General features: G+C 68.5%; 12 protein-coding genes. 4 read left to right on the top strand and 8 right to left on the bottom strand.

All coding sequences use genetic code 11. From position 1 onward, the window contains the following. Positions 1 to 5: 5 nt before the first annotated feature. The gene (locus tag ACFXJL_RS03000; RefSeq protein ID WP_329022896.1) at positions 6 to 239 is read right to left on the bottom strand and encodes a hypothetical protein; all 234 of its coding nucleotides are present in this window, start codon (positions 237 to 239) and stop codon (positions 6 to 8) included. After that, positions 236 to 1,171 carry an SPFH domain-containing protein gene (locus tag ACFXJL_RS02995; RefSeq protein ID WP_358876217.1) on the bottom strand — a complete coding sequence of 312 codons (936 nt, stop codon included), beginning with the start codon at positions 1,169 to 1,171 and terminating at the stop codon, positions 236 to 238. The genes ACFXJL_RS03000 and ACFXJL_RS02995 overlap by 4 nt, the downstream gene beginning before the upstream one ends. 518 nt (positions 1,172 to 1,689) lie before the next feature. Here ACFXJL_RS02995 and ACFXJL_RS02990 point away from each other — a divergent pair. After that, positions 1,690 to 3,930, top strand: coding sequence for a transglycosylase domain-containing protein (locus ACFXJL_RS02990; RefSeq protein WP_384688683.1), 2,241 nt, complete (start codon positions 1,690 to 1,692; stop codon positions 3,928 to 3,930). A gap of 64 nt (positions 3,931 to 3,994) precedes the next feature. On the opposite strand, the gene ACFXJL_RS02985 is transcribed toward ACFXJL_RS02990, so the two are convergent. The 5 genes from ACFXJL_RS02985 to ACFXJL_RS02965 all read right to left on the bottom strand — a co-directional run bounded on the left by ACFXJL_RS02985 (position 3,995) and on the right by ACFXJL_RS02965 (position 12,587). Then, positions 3,995 to 5,458 (bottom strand): catalase, encoded by a 1,464-nt coding sequence (locus ACFXJL_RS02985; protein WP_358876215.1) that lies wholly within the window; start codon positions 5,456 to 5,458, stop codon positions 3,995 to 3,997. A 373-nt stretch (positions 5,459 to 5,831) separates the two neighbouring features. Next, on the bottom strand, positions 5,832 to 7,763 hold the full coding sequence (locus ACFXJL_RS02980; RefSeq protein ID WP_358876214.1) for a SpoIIE family protein phosphatase: 1,932 nt from the start codon (positions 7,761 to 7,763) through the stop codon (positions 5,832 to 5,834). A 636-nt stretch (positions 7,764 to 8,399) separates the two neighbouring features. Continuing rightward, positions 8,400 to 9,080: a DUF402 domain-containing protein gene (locus ACFXJL_RS02975; RefSeq protein WP_358876213.1), complete on the bottom strand. Its 681-nt coding sequence runs from the start codon at positions 9,078 to 9,080 to the stop codon at positions 8,400 to 8,402. Between the two features lie 90 nt (positions 9,081 to 9,170). Then, the gene (locus tag ACFXJL_RS02970) at positions 9,171 to 10,565 is read right to left on the bottom strand and encodes a class II fumarate hydratase (protein WP_329022906.1); all 1,395 of its coding nucleotides are present in this window, start codon (positions 10,563 to 10,565) and stop codon (positions 9,171 to 9,173) included. Between the two features lie 336 nt (positions 10,566 to 10,901). Continuing rightward, positions 10,902 to 12,587, bottom strand: coding sequence for a fumarate hydratase (locus ACFXJL_RS02965; RefSeq protein WP_358876211.1), 1,686 nt, complete (start codon positions 12,585 to 12,587; stop codon positions 10,902 to 10,904). Positions 12,588 to 12,780: 193 nt separating this feature from the next. On the opposite strand from ACFXJL_RS02965, the gene ACFXJL_RS02960 reads away from it, so the two are divergent. Then, positions 12,781 to 13,458: a DUF1707 domain-containing protein gene (locus ACFXJL_RS02960; RefSeq protein WP_384631426.1), complete on the top strand. Its 678-nt coding sequence runs from the start codon at positions 12,781 to 12,783 to the stop codon at positions 13,456 to 13,458. Between the two features lie 225 nt (positions 13,459 to 13,683). After that, positions 13,684 to 14,037: a WhiB family transcriptional regulator gene (locus ACFXJL_RS02955; RefSeq protein WP_329022912.1), complete on the top strand. Its 354-nt coding sequence runs from the start codon at positions 13,684 to 13,686 to the stop codon at positions 14,035 to 14,037. Positions 14,038 to 14,420: 383 nt separating this feature from the next. On the opposite strand, the gene glpX is transcribed toward ACFXJL_RS02955, so the two are convergent. Beyond that, positions 14,421 to 15,452, bottom strand: coding sequence for a class II fructose-bisphosphatase (gene glpX / locus ACFXJL_RS02950; protein ID WP_358876209.1), 1,032 nt, complete (start codon positions 15,450 to 15,452; stop codon positions 14,421 to 14,423). A 116-nt stretch (positions 15,453 to 15,568) separates the two neighbouring features. Between glpX and ACFXJL_RS02945 the strand changes: the two genes are divergently transcribed. Then, the gene (locus ACFXJL_RS02945) at positions 15,569 to 16,120 is read left to right on the top strand and encodes a DUF4245 domain-containing protein (protein WP_358876208.1); all 552 of its coding nucleotides are present in this window, start codon (positions 15,569 to 15,571) and stop codon (positions 16,118 to 16,120) included. The last annotated feature ends 6 nt before the right edge of the window (positions 16,121 to 16,126 follow it).

The following is a 16,126-nucleotide window of genomic DNA, read 5'->3' as shown; positions in this document are numbered from 1 at the left end:
CGTGCTCACTCGTGCGTCGGAGCTTCCGGGGGAGGCGTCTGCTTCGGTGGACGGCCCCGCCGGGGGATGGGGCCCACACCCCCCGGCAGTCGACCCGCCTCGGACAGTGCACGTCGTAGCAGGTACTCGATCTGCGCATTGGCGCTGCGCAGTTCGTCGGACGCCCACCGGGCCAGCGCGTCGTAGACCACCGGGTCCAGCCGCAGTAGTACCTGTTTGCGCTCGGCCGGGGGCGTCACTGGTACAGAGTGCCCGTGTTGAGGACCGGCTGGGCCGAGCGGTCCCCGCACAGCACCACCAGCAGATTGGACACCATCGCCGCCTTCCGTTCCGAGTCCAGTTCCACGATGTCCCGCTCGCCGATCCGGTTGATCGCCTCTTCCACCATGCCCACGGCACCGTCCACGATCAGCCGGCGCGCTGCGACCACAGCGCCCGCCTGCTGGCGCTGGAGCATCGCGGAGGCGATCTCGGGAGCGTATGCGAGATGGGTGAAGCGGGACTCGACAATGTGCACACCCGCCGCCTCGACCCGGGCGCGCAGTTCCACGGCGAGCTTCTCCGTGATCTCCTCGGCGTTGCCCCGCAGGGAGAGACCGTCCTCGTCGTGGGCGTCGTAGGGGTACTCGATGGCGATGTGACGCACGGCGGCCTCGGTCTGCGTGGAGACGAACTCCAGGAAGTCGTCCACCTCGAACAGTGCCTGTGCGGTGTCCTCGACCTTCCACACGACGACGGCGGCCAGTTCGATCGGGTTGCCGTAGGCGTCGTTGACCTTCATCACCGCGGTCTCGTGGTTGCGCACCCGGGTGGAGATCTTCTCGCGGGAGGTGAGCGGATTGACCCAACGCAGCCCGTCGGTGCGGATGGTGCCGCGGTAGCGGCCGAAGAGTTGGACGACCCTGGCCTCACCGGGCGCGACCATGTTCAGACCGCACATCGCGAGGAACGCCCCGAACGTGATCAGGCTGCCGACGATGACCAGGGTCGCGATCACCGCGGGGCTGCCGGTCATGGCGCCGAACACGATGGTGAGGACGCCCAGGACCAGGCCGAGCAGACCCAACAGGAGCGCGAGCCCGCCGCCGATGCTGTGGGCGGCGAACTCGCGTACGCGTGGCGCGGGCATCTGCGGTACGTCGTCGATGTGTGGAGCGGTCGTGGCAGTCATGGGTTCCCCCGTCGTCCGTTGTCCGATCGGCCGCGGCGCGCGCATGGCGGCCACGGCCGGAGCCATCGCCCCAGTGGTCTCTCCCTGAGTAGCGGATCTCTCCGGGGAGCGTCGCCGAGTGATGTGCTCCAGCTAGCTAAGTGATTACACATTAACTCAACGGGGCAACCCTGCACACCCCTCGGGAGTCGGTTCCAGTGGACGGGGTGCTGTTTGTCACGTCCGTAAAGTCCGGATCGGTAAACCTTTGTCACAGCGGCCGGTGCTAGTTTTCTGAGCTGCTTCCTGCATGCGGCGCAGTCCCCGCGGGCGGCATTTTCCAGAACCGGATTCAGCGGTCAGGGCGGTACGCATCCGAAGCGGTTCGTGCTGCGGAACGCGGGCAACCGCCAGGCATCGACACCGCACGAACCCGGTGACCGGCCTCCGGCACCGGCGGACGGACCCACGGGCGGAAGCGGTTCACCGCCGGACCGACCGGCGCCGACGACAGCGAGCGAGAGCGGAGCGGACGAGCGATGGGCCGAGCGGAAGCCCGACGGGCGCGGGAAACCGGCGCCCGCCAGTCCAGAAGGGCCGCCGCGCCCCGGGGCATACGACGCTTCTTCACCTGGAGGAAGGTCCTGGGCACCTTCCTGGGGCTCGTCGTGCTCCTCGCGGGCGCCTTCTTCGTCGTCTACCTGTTGGTCCCGGTGCCCACCGCCAACGCCCACGCGGAGATGCAGAGCAACGTCTACAAGTACAGCGACGGCAAGATCCTGACCCGTACCGGCAAGGTCAACCGCGAGATCATCGGGCTGGAGAAGATCCCCGAGGACGTGCGCTACACCTTCGTCGCGGCGGAGAACAAGTCGTTCTACAAGGACCACGGCATCGACCTCAAGGGCACCACCCGCGGACTCATCAGCACCGTGACCGGCCGCGGCAAGCAAGGTGGCTCCACGATCACCCAGCAGTACGTCAAGAACTACTACCTGGACCAGGACCAGACGGTCACCCGCAAGCTCAAGGAACTGGTGATCTCGCTCAAGGTCGACCAGAAGAGGAGCAAGGACGAGATCCTCGCCGGGTACATCAACACCAGCTACTACGGGCGGGGCGCCTACGGAATCCAGGCCGCAGCCCAGGCGTACTACGGCGTCGACGCCGGAAAGCTGACCCTCGCACAGGGCGCGTATCTGGCCGCGCTGCTCCAGGCGCCCAGCCAGTACGACTGGGCGGTGGCCTCCGACACCGGCAAGAAGCTGGTCAGCGAGCGCTGGCGGTACACCCTGAACAACATGGTCGAGGAAGGCTGGTTGGACGCCGCCGAACGCGACCGGCTGACCTTCCCCGTGCCCAAGGCGCCGAAGGCGGCCCCCGGCATGGAGGGGCAGACCGGCTATCTCGTCGAGGCCGCCAACACCGAGCTCGCCCGCCAGGGAGTCAGCGAAGAGGACATCAAGGCCGGCGGTTGGACGATCACGCTCACCGTCGACAGCAAGCGGCAGAAGGCGCTGGAGAAGGCCGTCCAGAAGGAGTTGGAGGCCAAGCTCGACCGCAAGGGCGACAAGAAGGACGCCACCGTCCAGGCCGGAGCCACCTCAGTCGACCCCGAGACCGGTGCCGTCGTGGCGCTCTACGGCGGAGTCGGCGCCACCGAGCACTGGCTCTCCAACGCCACCCGCCGTGACTACACCCCGGCGTCCACCTTCAAGCCGGTGGTCCTCGCCTCCGCCCTGGAGAACGAGTCGAAGACGCAGGACGAGCAGCCGATCGGCCTCAACACCCTGTACGACGGCACCAGCAAGCGTCCCGTCGAAGGAAGCGACACCCCCTTCAATCCGGAGAACGAGGACGATCGCGACTGGGGCCCGGTCACCGTGCAGAAGGCGACCAACAGCTCGATCAACTCCGTCTATGCGCAGATGATCGTCGACGTCGGGCCCGACAAGACCAAGCGGACCGCCCTCGACCTCGGAATGCGGGACGGCAAGGACTGGCCCGAGCGCCCCGCGATGTCGCTCGGCACCATGCACGCGTCGACGTGGGACATGGCCGGGGTGTACGCGACGCTCGACAACCACGGCAAGAAGGTCACGCCGACCATCCTGAAGTCGGCGAAGCACCAGTTGCGCAAGCCCGACCTGGCGGACCCGATCGGCAAGCAGGTCATCAGCCGGGGAACCGCGGACACCGTGACCTCCGCCCTGGAGGACGTCGTCCGCAACGGCTCAGGCCGCAATGCCCAGGGCAACTACGACGCCGCCGGCAAGACCGGCACCGCGGAGAACAACTTCGCTGCCTGGTTCGTCGGCTACACACCCAAGCTCGTCACCGCCGTTGCCCTGTTCGGCGAGAAGCAGGACGGCACCGGCCGGGTCACCCTGACCGACGCCATCAGCCCCGGGCGGACGGGCGGCGGTGGCTTTCCCGCCCGGATCTGGCAGGAGTACACGGCCAAGGCGCTCGGCCAGGACGCGGACGCCCGCTTCGACCTGGAGGTCAAGGAGCCCGCCCGCAGCGAGCCCGAACCGGAGCCCTCGCCTTCGGAAGAGTCGAGCCCCTCTCCGAGCAAGTCGGCCGAACCGTCCGACGAGCCGTCGCCGAGCCGCTCGGAGCCGGAACCCGAGCCGTCGTCCGATGAGCCGTCGCCGAGCAGGTCCGAGGCGGAACCCGAGCCCTCGACCAGCAGCAGCCGATCGACGGAGCCCAACCCCAAGCCCAGCAGGTCCGGCCGGCCCACCCAGGGCAGCGAGGGCGGCAGCTCCCGCGAGTAAGACAGGACGGTGGCACCCGGCTCTCCGGCCGGGTGCCACCGTCACGGTCGTTCGGGGAAGGAGCTCAGCCGCCGTTCACCTTGTTGGCGATCCGGTCGCCGATCCCCTTGTCGATGTTGCGCCAGTACTGGAAGGCGCGGTCCAGGATCGGCCGGGACACGCCCTGGAGCAGGTGCCCGGACACATTCGCCACCAGCCGGTCCCGCGCCGCGTCGTCGAGCACCTCACGGACCTGGGTGCCCGCCTGGCCCCAGTCGTCGTCCTCCCGGTGCAGCCTGGTCGCCTCGCGGACCATGTCGCCCGCCGTCGCCCAGCCCGCCGGATCGCCGAAGCGGTCCACGTCCGCGGCCGGCCCGCCGAAGGAGTTCGGCGCGTACGGCATCGAGGCGTTCGACGGCACGTACCGCATCGGACCGTCCTTGGCGTAGGAGTTCACCGCGGAGTGCGGCCGGTTCGGTGGCAGTTGCGCGTAGTTCGGACCGATCCGGTAGCGATGGGTGTCCGGGTACGAGAACAGCCGTCCGAGCAGCATCTTGTCCGGTGACGGACCGATTCCGGGCACCAGGTTCGACGGCTCGAAGGCCGCCTGCTCGATGTGGACGAAGTAGTCATCGGGGTTCTTGTTCAGCACCATCCGGCCGACGTCGATCAAGGGATAGTCGCCGTGCGGCCACACCTTCGTCAGGTCGAACGGGTTGAACCGGTAGTCCGGCGCGTCCTCGAAGGGCATGATCTGCACCTTCAGGCTCCAGGTCGGAGCGTTCCCGGACTCGATCGCCTCGTACAGGTCCCGGCGGTGCTTGTCCCCGTCGTGCCCGGCCAGCTCATCGGCCTCGTCCTGGGTGAGGAACTCGATGCCCTGGTCGGTCTTGAAGTGGTACTTCACCCAGAACCGCTCACCGCCGGCGTTCACCCACATGTACGTGTGCGAGCTGTAGCCGTTCATAAACCGGTAGGAGCGGGGGATGCCGCGGTCACCCATCAGCCAGGTGACCTGGTGGGCGCTCTCCGGCGAGAGCGTCCAGAAGTCCCACTGCATCTCGTTGTTGCGCAGCCCGGTCGCCGGGTGCCGCTTCTGCGAGCGGATGAAGTCCTGGAACTTGATCGGGTCACGCACGAAGAAGACCGGCGTGTTGTTGCCGACCATGTCGTAGTTGCCGTGCTCGGTGTAGAACTTCAGCGCGAATCCGCGCGGGTCGCGCCAGGTGTCGGGCGATCCCAGCTCACCGGCGACCGTCGAGAACCGGGCCAGCATCTCGGTGCGCTTCCCCGGTTGGAAGAGGTCCGCCTTGGTGAACTGGCTGACGTCATGGGTGACCTCGAAGAAGCCGTACGCTCCCGATCCCTTGGCGTGCACCACCCGTTCGGGGACCCGCTCCCGATTGAACTGGGCCATCTTCTCGATCAGATAGTGGTCCTGGAGCAGGATCGGCCCGGCAGGGCCGACGGTGAGCGAGTGCTCGTCGCTCTCCACCGGGATGCCGGCGTTGTTGGTCGTGTACGGAGCTTTGGGCGATGTCTCGGTCACGAGCGTCCTCCCGGGGCATGGGGGATGAGGGTGTGGTCGCTTCGGCCGTCTGCCCCAGTCAACTCCGCCGACACTTCGTCGGCAACTTTTACGGGGATGCGCCCCCGTCATCGCCGCCCGGTCAGCGCAGTGCGTACGCAGGGAACCGCCCGCTCGTCGCCTTCACACCCCGGCCCCGAACCCGATCGGGTGACGGCCGTACGCGCCCACCGCCCGTTCGGGCCACCCGGCGACGGCCACGATGATGGAAGCCGGCCACGACGACCAAGAGCCGGCGACGAAGCGGCGACGAAGCGCGGTGGTGCCCGCCGGCAACGGATCAGGGCCGCACCCCCAGCCGGGGATGCGGCCCTGATCGACACCGTGGGACGACTCAGGCCCGGGTCGGCAGTTCGAACCAGACCACCTTGCCGCTGGAGAGCCGGGTGGCACCCCAGCGCCGCGCCAGCCGGTTCACCAGGAACAGCCCGCGTCCACCCTCGTCCGTGTCCCGCGCCCGACGCTGTCGGGGCAGCTGCGGAGAGTCGTCGCCGACCTCACAGCGCAGGACGTCCGTCCGGAGCAACCGCAGGGTCACCGGGCGTTCCGCGTAGCGCACGGCATTGGTCACCACCTCGCTGACCAGCAACTCCACCGCGTCGCTGAGCTCCTCCAGACCCCAGCGGGACAGCGCCCGGCGCGCCAGCCGGCGGGCCCTGCCCGGGGCGGCGTCCTCCGGCTCCAGGAACCAGTAGGCGACATCACTCGGCGCGATCCCGTCGAAACGGGCTGCGAGCAGTGCGATGTCATCGTCCCGGTCGCCCGGCCCCAGCATGTCCAGGACGTCGTCGCAGAGCGCTTCCAACGGCGGCGAATGGTCGGGACCGGTCAGCTGGGCGGTCGCGGCCAGCCGCTCCCGGAGCTGCTCGATGCCCGTCCACACGTCCCGCAGCCGGGACTCGACCAGACCGTCCGTGTACAGCAGCAGGGTCGCCCCCGCCGGTGCGTCCAACTCCACGGCCTCGAAGTCCACCCCGCCCACACCGATCGGCGCCCCGGGCGGAACCCGCAGCACTTCGGCGCGGCCACCCAGATGGAGCAGCACCGGCGGCGGATGGCCGGCGTTGGCGATGGTGATCCGGTGCGAGACCGGGTCGTAGACCGCGTACATGCAGGTCGCCATCCGGTCCGTACCGAGGCGCTGCGCCTGCTCGTCCAGATGGTGCAGCACTTCCTGCGGCGGAAGATCAAGACCGGCCAGGGTCTGTGCGGTGGTCCGCAGCTGCCCCATGATCGCCGCTGATGTCATCGAGTGCCCCATGACATCGCCCACCACCAGTGCCACCCGACTGCCGGGCAGCGGGATGGCGTCGTACCAGTCGCCACCGACCCGCGCGGTCTCCGCCGCGGGCAGATAGCGGGACGCGAGGCGCACCCCGGTCGGCTGGGGCAGCGAGTCCGGCAGCATCGTGCGCTGGAGCTCGTCGGCGATGTACGCCTCCCGCCCGTACAACACGGCCTTGTCGATGCCGAGTGCCGTGTGCGTGGCCAGTTGCGCCGCGACCAGCAGATCGTTCGGCTCGAAGGCGGGCCGGTCGGGGCGTCGGACGAAGACCGCAGCACCGATCACCCGCCGACGTCCGCGCAGCGGGGCGAGTATCGCGCGGTGTCCGTTCGGGACGGTCCGGTCGGCGCCGAGCAGTTCGGGCAGGGCGGCCCGGGCCGCTGCGGAGTCGCCGAAGACGGGCCGCACCCCGCGCAACACCTCCGACAGCGCACCACCGGGCCGCACCTCGCACAGCTCTGATGCGGGTGTGAGATCGGTGTGCGGGTCGACGGATGGCGAGGTGAGTGCCGAGGCGGACAAGGAGGTGCCGGTGACTCCGGCGAGCAGCGCCGAGGTGCTGAAGTCACCGCTGTCTTCGGCTAAACGCAGCCGGTCGGTTCGCCGCAGTCGCAACACGAACGGCGCGACCGGGCGCTCGTCACCGACGGGGAGCGGGTCGCGGAGGAAGACCAGGATCGCGTCCGAGAACGTGGGCACGGTCGCCCGACACAGCCCCAGCACGATCTCGTCGAGGTCTATGCCACGAGCGATCCTGCGGGTCGCTGCGCCGGTGAAGCGCAGCCGGTCACCCTCGCGCCGCGCGGTTGCCGCCAGGTCCTGCATATCGGCCGGCGGGCCGTTGGGCGCGGGGACGACGGAGGGGGCGGCCGGGGCGGGCACGGCCGGTGAACCGGCCGAATCCGCCCGCGGCCGGGTGCGTTCCTGGGGCCTCGCAGCCAAGGGCTGGCGGCCTTCGTGGGAGGTTGGCTGCTCCGTCACGCGTGGGCTTCCGTCCGTCTGGGCCGGGTGTGCGATGCGAACGCCTCGTGAGGCGGTGTACCCGCTCTACAGGTGGCGTCGACAGGGTGGCGGGCATCCGGCACGGCTCCACCCCCTAGAAGAAACTTGTGGCGACTTGGTGACTTGCGGTCAGGTCGTGCGCTGCGCCGAAGAGTTACCGGTTGGTTCCGAGCGACTCCGAACGACACAGCCCTGCGGACGACGATCCTACGTTTGCCCCCAGGGGGCGTATCAAGAGTCTCATGGCCTCGTATGCGCCGGAGTGTGTTCAGGGACCGGAGTCCGACATCTTGCGGGACGGGTGACCGACACACCCGCGGGACCATCATGCCCCTCGAAGGTGCACCCGTTGAAGTCACCCCGCGCCGGCAAACTCAGCCGGAGCGGCGCGGGGCGGCTTCCACGGGTGGGAGACGGGCCTCCGCCCCGCTGGTCGGGAACGTCGGAACGTGAGCGACCTGAGAACCTTATGGGCCTTCAGAGTCTTATGTGACTTCTGTATAGTTTGCCCCTCTTTGGGGCTTTGTGGCGCTCGTGCTGGCGGGCCGTCGGGGTACGCGGACGCTCGCCACGGCCGCGGTTGCCCTCGTGCGCACGTCCGGCGGCCCGCCCCCGTCAGAAGGCCAGCCCGGCGGCCGTACGGTCCCAGTCGGCCGGCAGTTCCGGCACCCGCCACCCGGGATCGGGGCGCCAGTGCTCCCACCCCTCGGAGAACGGTGCACCCCAGGCGTTGATGACCTCCACGGCGGACAGCCCCGCGGCCCTGACCTGCACGGCCTTCTGGGCTTCCATCAGACCCACCCGCTGCGCCTGGTCGAACTCGTCCTCGTCCTCCCAGCGCCAACTGCGGTCGGGATAGACGCAGATGTCCAGGAAGTGATCCTCGGAGTCGATGCCGTCCGCCCAACGGGTCCGCGGCTCCTCCAGGTTCACGTACCAGTTCTTGAACCGCCAGCCCGGTTCCCAGAACAGCCAGACCGACCAGGGTTCGCCCGGTCGGGCCAACTTGAGCACACCTGTGCCAAACCAGTGGTCGCGCTTGACCGTGCGCGGAGCCGTGTAGCGGGTGGCGAGCGGCTGTTCGTGGACGGGGGTGCCGTCCACGAGCACCGGCTTCACGCACTCCGTACCCGGAGCCATCCACACGGCCAGCACATCGGCGGTGTCCTGGACGACGGTGACGGGGCGGCAGATGTCCACCCCGTAATGACCCGCCAGGTCCGGGGCATGGCCGCGATAGCGCCAGAGGATGTGGTCTCCGGGGCTCCAGCGTTCAATGCGTTCCGTGCCTGTCATGAGCAGATTTTAGGAGTACGGCACACCTGTCCGTACCGGATCTTCACAACGACGCGCCCGGGCGGGCCGACCACCGGTCGGGAACAGCCCTCAGGGCCGGGTCATCCGCAACACGTCCAGTGCCTCGTCCAACTGCTCCAGCGTCAGCGCCCCGCGGTCCACATACCCGGACTCCAGGACGACTTCGCGGATGGTCTTGCGCTCCGCGAGCGACTTCTTGGCGACCTTCGCCGCCTCCTCGTACCCGATGTACTTGTTGAGCGGGGTGACCACGGACGGCGACGACTCGGCGTACTCCCTGGCCCGTTCGACATTGGCGGTGATGCCGTCGACCGTGCGGTCGGCGAGCAACCGGGACGCATTGGCCAGCAGGCGCACCGACTCCAGCAGATTGCGGGCCAGCACCGGCAGCATCACGTTCAGTTCGAAGTTGCCGGCCGCGCCCGCGACCGTGACCGTGGTGTCGTTGCCGATCACCTGGGCCGCGACCATCAACACCGCCTCGGGGATCACCGGATTGACCTTGCCCGGCATGATCGAAGAACCCGGCTGGAGATCGGGCAGATTGATTTCGGCCAATCCGGTGCGTGGGCCACTGGCCATCCAGCGCAGATCGTTGGCGATCTTGGTGAGGGACACGGCGATCGTGCGCAACTGGCCGGACGTCTCCACCAGGGCGTCCCGGGCACCCTGCGCCTCGAAGTGGTCCCGGGCCTCGGTCAGCGGAAGCCCCGTGGACCGCGCGACCTCGGCGATCACGGCCGCCGAGAACCCGGGCGGGGTGTTGATGCCGGTGCCCACCGCGGTCCCGCCGAGGGGCAGTTCGGCCAGCCTCGGCAGCGCCGATACCAGCCGCTCCACCCCGTAGCGGACCTGCGCCGCATAGCCGCTGAACTCCTGGCCCAGCGTGACGGGCGTGGCGTCCATCAGATGCGTGCGCCCGGACTTGACCACCTCGGAGAACTCGACCGACTTGCGCTCCAGCGACGCCGCCAGGTGCTCCAGGGCCGGGATCAGATCGGCGGTGACGGCCGCGGTGGCCGCGATGTGGATCGAGGAGGGGAAGACATCGTTGGACGACTGGGAGGCGTTCACATGGTCGTTCGGGTGGACCGGGCGGCCCAGGCGCTCACCCGCGAGCGTGGCCAGCACCTCGTTGGTGTTCATGTTCGACGAGGTGCCGGAGCCGGTCTGGAAGACGTCGACGGGGAAGTGGTCGTCCCACCGCCCGTCGGCGACCTCCGCCGCCGCATCCACGATCGCCCGCGCGATGTCCTTGTCGAGCACACCGAGTTCGGCGTTGACCTCGGCGGCAGCCGCCTTGATCCGGGCCAGGGCCTCGATGTGCGCGCGCTCCAGCCGCTGCCCCGAGATGGGGAAGTTCTCCAGTGCCCGCTGGGTCTGGGCACGCCACTTGGCGTCCACGGGCACCCGCACCTCGCCCATGGAATCGCGCTCGATGCGGTGGTCGGCGGCGTCGGTCATCGGGACGGTACCTCCAGCTCTGGGGGCCCGCCGGGCGCGGTCCCCCGCGGATAGGTGAGCGGTTGTCCGGTTCCGGCTATTCCCCGCTGCATGTACCGACCAGTAAATACCCGAGCACAAAGACCCGAGCGCCCGACACGGGGCGCGACACGGGGGCACGAAGGACCCACAGCGCGCGGTGAGCCACGGGGGCGCCCTGCGACGGGCGTCGGGCCCCGTAGTGAACGCCGGAGCCGTGGACCCTGCTGGGCGACCCCGCCCGGCCCTGGAGAGCCCGACCCTGGATACCCGACCCTGGATACCCGACCCTGGATACCCGACCCTGGAGACTTGACCCTAAAGACCCGGTCCGCGCACCGGGATGGAGGTGAAGGTCGGAGCCGGAGCCGGCTCGGTGAAGAAGTCGTTCCCCTTGTCGTCGACCACGATGAACGCCGGGAAGTCCTCCACCTCGATCCGCCAGACGGCCTCCATCCCCAACTCCTCGTACTCGACGACCTCGACCTTCTTGATGCAGTCCTGCGCCAGCCGCGCCGCGGGCCCACCGATCGACCCCAGGTAGAAGCCGCCGTGCGCGCCGCACGCCTCGGTGACCTGCCGGGAGCGATTGCCCTTCGCCAACATCACCTTCGAGCCGCCCGCGGCCTGGAACTGCTCCACGTACGAGTCCATCCGGCCTGCGGTCGTCGGCCCGAAGGAACCCGACGCGTACCCCTCGGGGGTCTTGGCCGGGCCCGCGTAGTACACCGGGTGGTCCTTCAGGTACTGCGGCATCTCCTCGCCCGCATCCAGCCGTTCCTTGATCTTCGCGTGGGCGATGTCACGGGCGACCACCAGCGGGCCGGTGAGCGACAGACGGGTCTTGACCGGGTACTTCGTCAGCTCGGCGAGCACCTCGTCCATGGGGCGGTTGAGGTCGACGCGCACGACGTCGGCGTCAGCGAGGTGATCATCGGTGGTGTCCGGCAGGAACCGCGCGGGGTCGGTCTCCAACTGCTCCAGGAAGACACCATCGGCGGTGATCTTCGCCACGGCCTGTCGGTCTGCCGAGCAGGACACCGCGATGGCCACGGGCAGCGAGGCACCGTGCCGCGGCAGTCGTACGACCCGGACGTCGTGGCAGAAGTACTTGCCGCCGAACTGCGCCCCGATGCCGATCTTCTGCGTCAGCTCGAAGACCTTCTCCTCCAGCTCCTTGTCCCGGAAGCCGTGCCCGGTGGGGGAGCCCTCGGAGGGCAGTTCGTCCAGATAGTGGGCGGAGGCGTACTTCGCCGTCTTCAGCGCGAACTCCGCCGACGTACCGCCGACCACGATCGCCAGGTGGTACGGGGGACACGCGGCCGTGCCCAGCGAGCGGATCTTCTCCTCCAGGAACTTCATCATGGAGGACTCGTTCAGGACGGCCTTGGTCTCCTGGTAGAGGAAGGACTTGTTCGCCGAACCGCCGCCCTTGGCCATGAAGAGGAACTTGTACGCGCCGCCGTCGCTCGCGTAGAGCTCGATCTGCGCCGGGAGGTTGGAGCCGGTGTTCTTCTCCTCCCACATGGTCAGCGGGGCCATCTGCGAGTAGCGCAGATTGAGCTTGGTGTACGCGTCGAAGACGCCGAGCGACAGCGCCTCCTCGTCCCGGCCCTCGGTCAGGACGTTCTGACCGCGCTTGCCCATCACGATCGCCGTACCGGTGTCCTGGCACATGGGCAGCACGCCCGCGGCGGCGATGTTGGCGTTCTTGAGCAGGTCCAGCGCGACGAACTTGTCGTTGGACGATGCCTCGGGGTCGTCCACGATCCGTCGCAGCTGCGTCAGATGCGCCGGCCGCAGATAGTGTGAAATGTCGTGCATCGCCTCGGCGGCGAGCCGGCGCAGGGCTTCCGGCTCGACCTTGAGGAACGTCCGTCCGTCGGCCTCGAAGGTGGAGACGCCCTCGGCGGTCACCAGTCGATAGGACGTGGTGTCCTCTCCCAGGGGGAGCAGGTCGGTGTAGGCGAACGCCGGGCTGGATGGGCGGGGGACTAGAGACATTGCGGCCATTCCTCACTCGGCGGGCAGCGACGCAGCCTCCGTCGGCGGCGCGCCCTCCAGCGTAGAACGCGGTGCGACGCGACTTCTGGTGAGGTAAGGCTCAGTAGAGAAAGCGCTGGCAGAGTGCCGTTCATCGACCTCGGAACGGTGTTGCCCCTAGTCGCGATCTATCGCGTTTAGCTACCCTTGTCCCGTGGACCTCGAAAAGCACCCCCAGAAGCCCGCCGTCCCAGCGGAGCGCGGCGTTGCCCCGAGCGCGCCCGGTGCGATCCGCGCATCCGACGCGGATCGCGATCGGATCGCCGACATCCTCCGGGACGCCCTGGCCGAAGGGCGGTTGGACGCCGAGGAGCATTCCGAGCGGATCGACGCGGTCTACCGCGCCAAGACCGTCGGCGAACTCCAGCCGCTGGTGCAGGACCTGCCCGCCACGCGCAAGGGCTCCGAGGCGGCCGGCTACTCCTACGGTCCCGAGGACCCGACGGGCGAGACGGAGAACCTGATTGCCGTGTTCTCCAGCTCCACCCGCAAGGGCCGCTGGCGGGTCGGCCGTCGCACCAACGCCTTTTCCCTGTTTGGCAGCGTGGAGATCGACCTCACGCAGGCGTTGTTCCAGCAGCGGGTGACAGTGATCAATGCAACATCGATTTTCGGCAATGTTGAAGTGCGCGTGCCCGAGAACATCACCTTGCGCGGCAACGGCAGTGGCATTTTCGGCAACTTCGAGGTACGCGGCCTGGAGGCTGCTGACCCCGAGGCCCCCGTGGTCGTCGTCAACGGATACTCGGTCTTCGGCAATGTCGAGGCGAAGGCGAAGCGCGGCCGTCGGGTCTCCGACCTCCAGCACCGCCTGAAGAAGTTCCTGGGCTAGGCAGGGTCTGACGGATCCGGTCTGCTCTGTGTCGCCGTGCACGCACTCCCCGGTGCCCAGCGGCTGACCGCAGGTGTCAAGCCCCTGGCCGAATTTCGGTCGCGAACGGCTGTGCGGGCTTCCGCGGAGGTGGAACTCGATGCCACTCAGTGCATAGGCGTGCGCACAGCGGGTAGGGAGAGCTGCATCGTCTCTCGCTCGCGAAGCCGTCGTCAGGAGTAGACCGTGCTGCAACTGCCGTACCAGTCCTTGCAGGTGGCCGCTGTACCGCCTCAGCGTGCGCCCGCTCGGGAAGACCAGGACGGCCCCTGGCATGCGGAGGCGGTGTGCCGTCGGGACGAGGCCGGACTGTTCTTCGCACCCTCCAAGGAGCCCACGGCCGCACGGCTGTCGCGCGAAGAGGCCGCGAAGAGGGTCTGCGGGCGTTGCCCGGTGATGGTCGAGTGTCGGGAACACGCACTGCTCCAGCCCGAGCCCTACGGAGTGTGGGGCGGACTGACCGCGGCTGAGCGGCGGGTGGTGCTCGCCCGGCGCAGGCGGCGGGACGTGGAGACCAAGAAGTCACAGTCCGCGGCTTGAGCGGGAAGCGGGAGCGCCGGGCCCACGGTCGCCCGGCACAGTGAGGACGGACGCTTCACCGGCTGTCCCCTCGTACGCGCTCACCGGTGTCGCTGAGAGACCCGACACCAGTGAACGCACCAGGGGATGAGCTTGGAGTGCCTCCCCCTGCGTGTGTTCTGCGCCGTACGGTCCGCGACCATCGGCTCAGGGGCGCCCCTGGGAATGGTTCGGGGCACCCCTGTTCGCGATGGGACCGGCGGTGTCGGCAGCAGCCGAATGCCACTCACTGTGTGTGGTCGAACCGCAGTCGCACTCCTGCGTCTCGGCCCTGAACTACTACATCGTTCTGAACTACCGCATCGTTCTGACCTACTGCATTGGTTGGAACTGCTGTATGGGAACTACTGCGCGCGGTCGAAGTCGATCTGGCTGTACGCGCGCAGCTTGGACAGCCGGTGGGTGGAGTCGATCTGGCGGATCGTGCCCGACTTGGAGCGCATGACGAGCGACTGCGTGGTGGCGGTCTCCGCGCGGTACCGCACCCCGCGCAGCAACTCCCCGTCCGTGATGCCGGTGGCGACGAAGAAGACGTTGTCCCCGCGCACGAGGTCGTCGGTAGCGAGCACCCGGTCGAGGTCATGGCCGGCGTCCAGGGCCTTCTGGCGCTCGGCTTCGTCCTTGGGCCAGAGCTTGCCCTGGATCGTGCCGCCGAGACACTTGATCGCACAGGCGGTGATGATGCCTTCCGGCGTACCGCCCACGCCCATGAGCATGTCGACGCCCGTACCCTCCCGTACGGCCATGATCGCGCCGGCCACATCGCCGTCGGAGATGAACTTGATGCGTGCGCCGGTCTCCCGGATCTCCTTCACGATGCTCTCGTGACGCGGGCGGTCCAGGATGACGACCGTCACGTCCTCGGGCGATGACCGCTTCGCCTTGGCGACGCGGCGGATGTTCACCGACACGGGGGCGTTGATGTCGACGAAGTCGGCGGCCTCCGGCCCGGTGACGAGTTTGTCCATGTAGAAGACCGCGGACGGGTCGAACATGGCGCCGCGGTCGGCCGCCGCGAGAACGGCGATGGCGTTCGGCATGCCCCGGGCGGTCAGGGTCGTGCCATCGATCGGGTCCACGGCGATGTCGACCTCGGCACCGGTGCCATCACCGATGCGCTCGCCGTTGAAGAGCATCGGCGCTTCGTCCTTCTCACCTTCGCCGATGACGACGATGCCGTTCATCGACACGGTGTGGACGAGGGTCCGCATGGCCTTGACGGCCGCACCGTCCGCGCCGTTCTTGTCACCGCGCCCGACCCATCGACCCGCGGCCATGGCGGCGGCCTCGGTGACCCTGACCAGTTCCAGGGCAAGGTTGCGATCGGGGGCCTCGGGCGAGACCTCCAGCTGGGACGGCAGATTGTGCTCGGTCATCGGAGCGCACCTTTCTGTACGACGACGGCCGGATATAGAGGGTGCTGTGACTCTATCTGCACGTCGACAAAATGAGCAGTGGGGCCCACGTTTGAGCGCCGACCACGGATGCGACGATGGTGTGCGTGGCAGGTATGCGAGGCAAGCAGACGGTTCGGGACATGGTGCTCTCGATGGTGGTCATCGGGGCCGTCGTCGGTGTGACGTACATCTTCATCCCCCGTGACGATACGAAGGACCCGATCAAGCGGGTCGACTACTCGATCGAGTTGGTGACCGCCCAACGCGCGGCGCCCTACCCGGTGGTCGCGCCCGAGGGTCTGCCGAAGGCGTGGAAGCCCACTTCGGTGACCTACAACCGGAGTGACTCCAACGCCTGGCACCTCGGGTTCCTGGACCCGAAGCGCGAGTACGTCGCCGTGGAGCAGTCGACCGCGCCGTTCAAGAAGTACGTCGGACGGGTCACCCATCGCGCCGAGGACACCGGCCGGACCCGGCAGGTCAACGGCGAGAGCTGGCAGATCTGGGAGGGGCCCAAGTACGACGCCCTGGTGCGCGAGGGCAAGGGCGCGACGACCGTGGTCACCGGCACCGCCCCGCTCGACCGGCTCGCCGAGATGGCAGCCGCACTCAAGGTGAAGACCCCCAAGCCCGTGGGCGCCGCCTGACCGGCC

Source organism: Streptomyces sp. NPDC059256 (assembly GCF_042753785.1).
Classification (GTDB): domain Bacteria; phylum Actinomycetota; class Actinomycetes; order Streptomycetales; family Streptomycetaceae; genus Streptomyces.
This window is presented reverse-complemented; position numbering and strand designations above follow the sequence as displayed.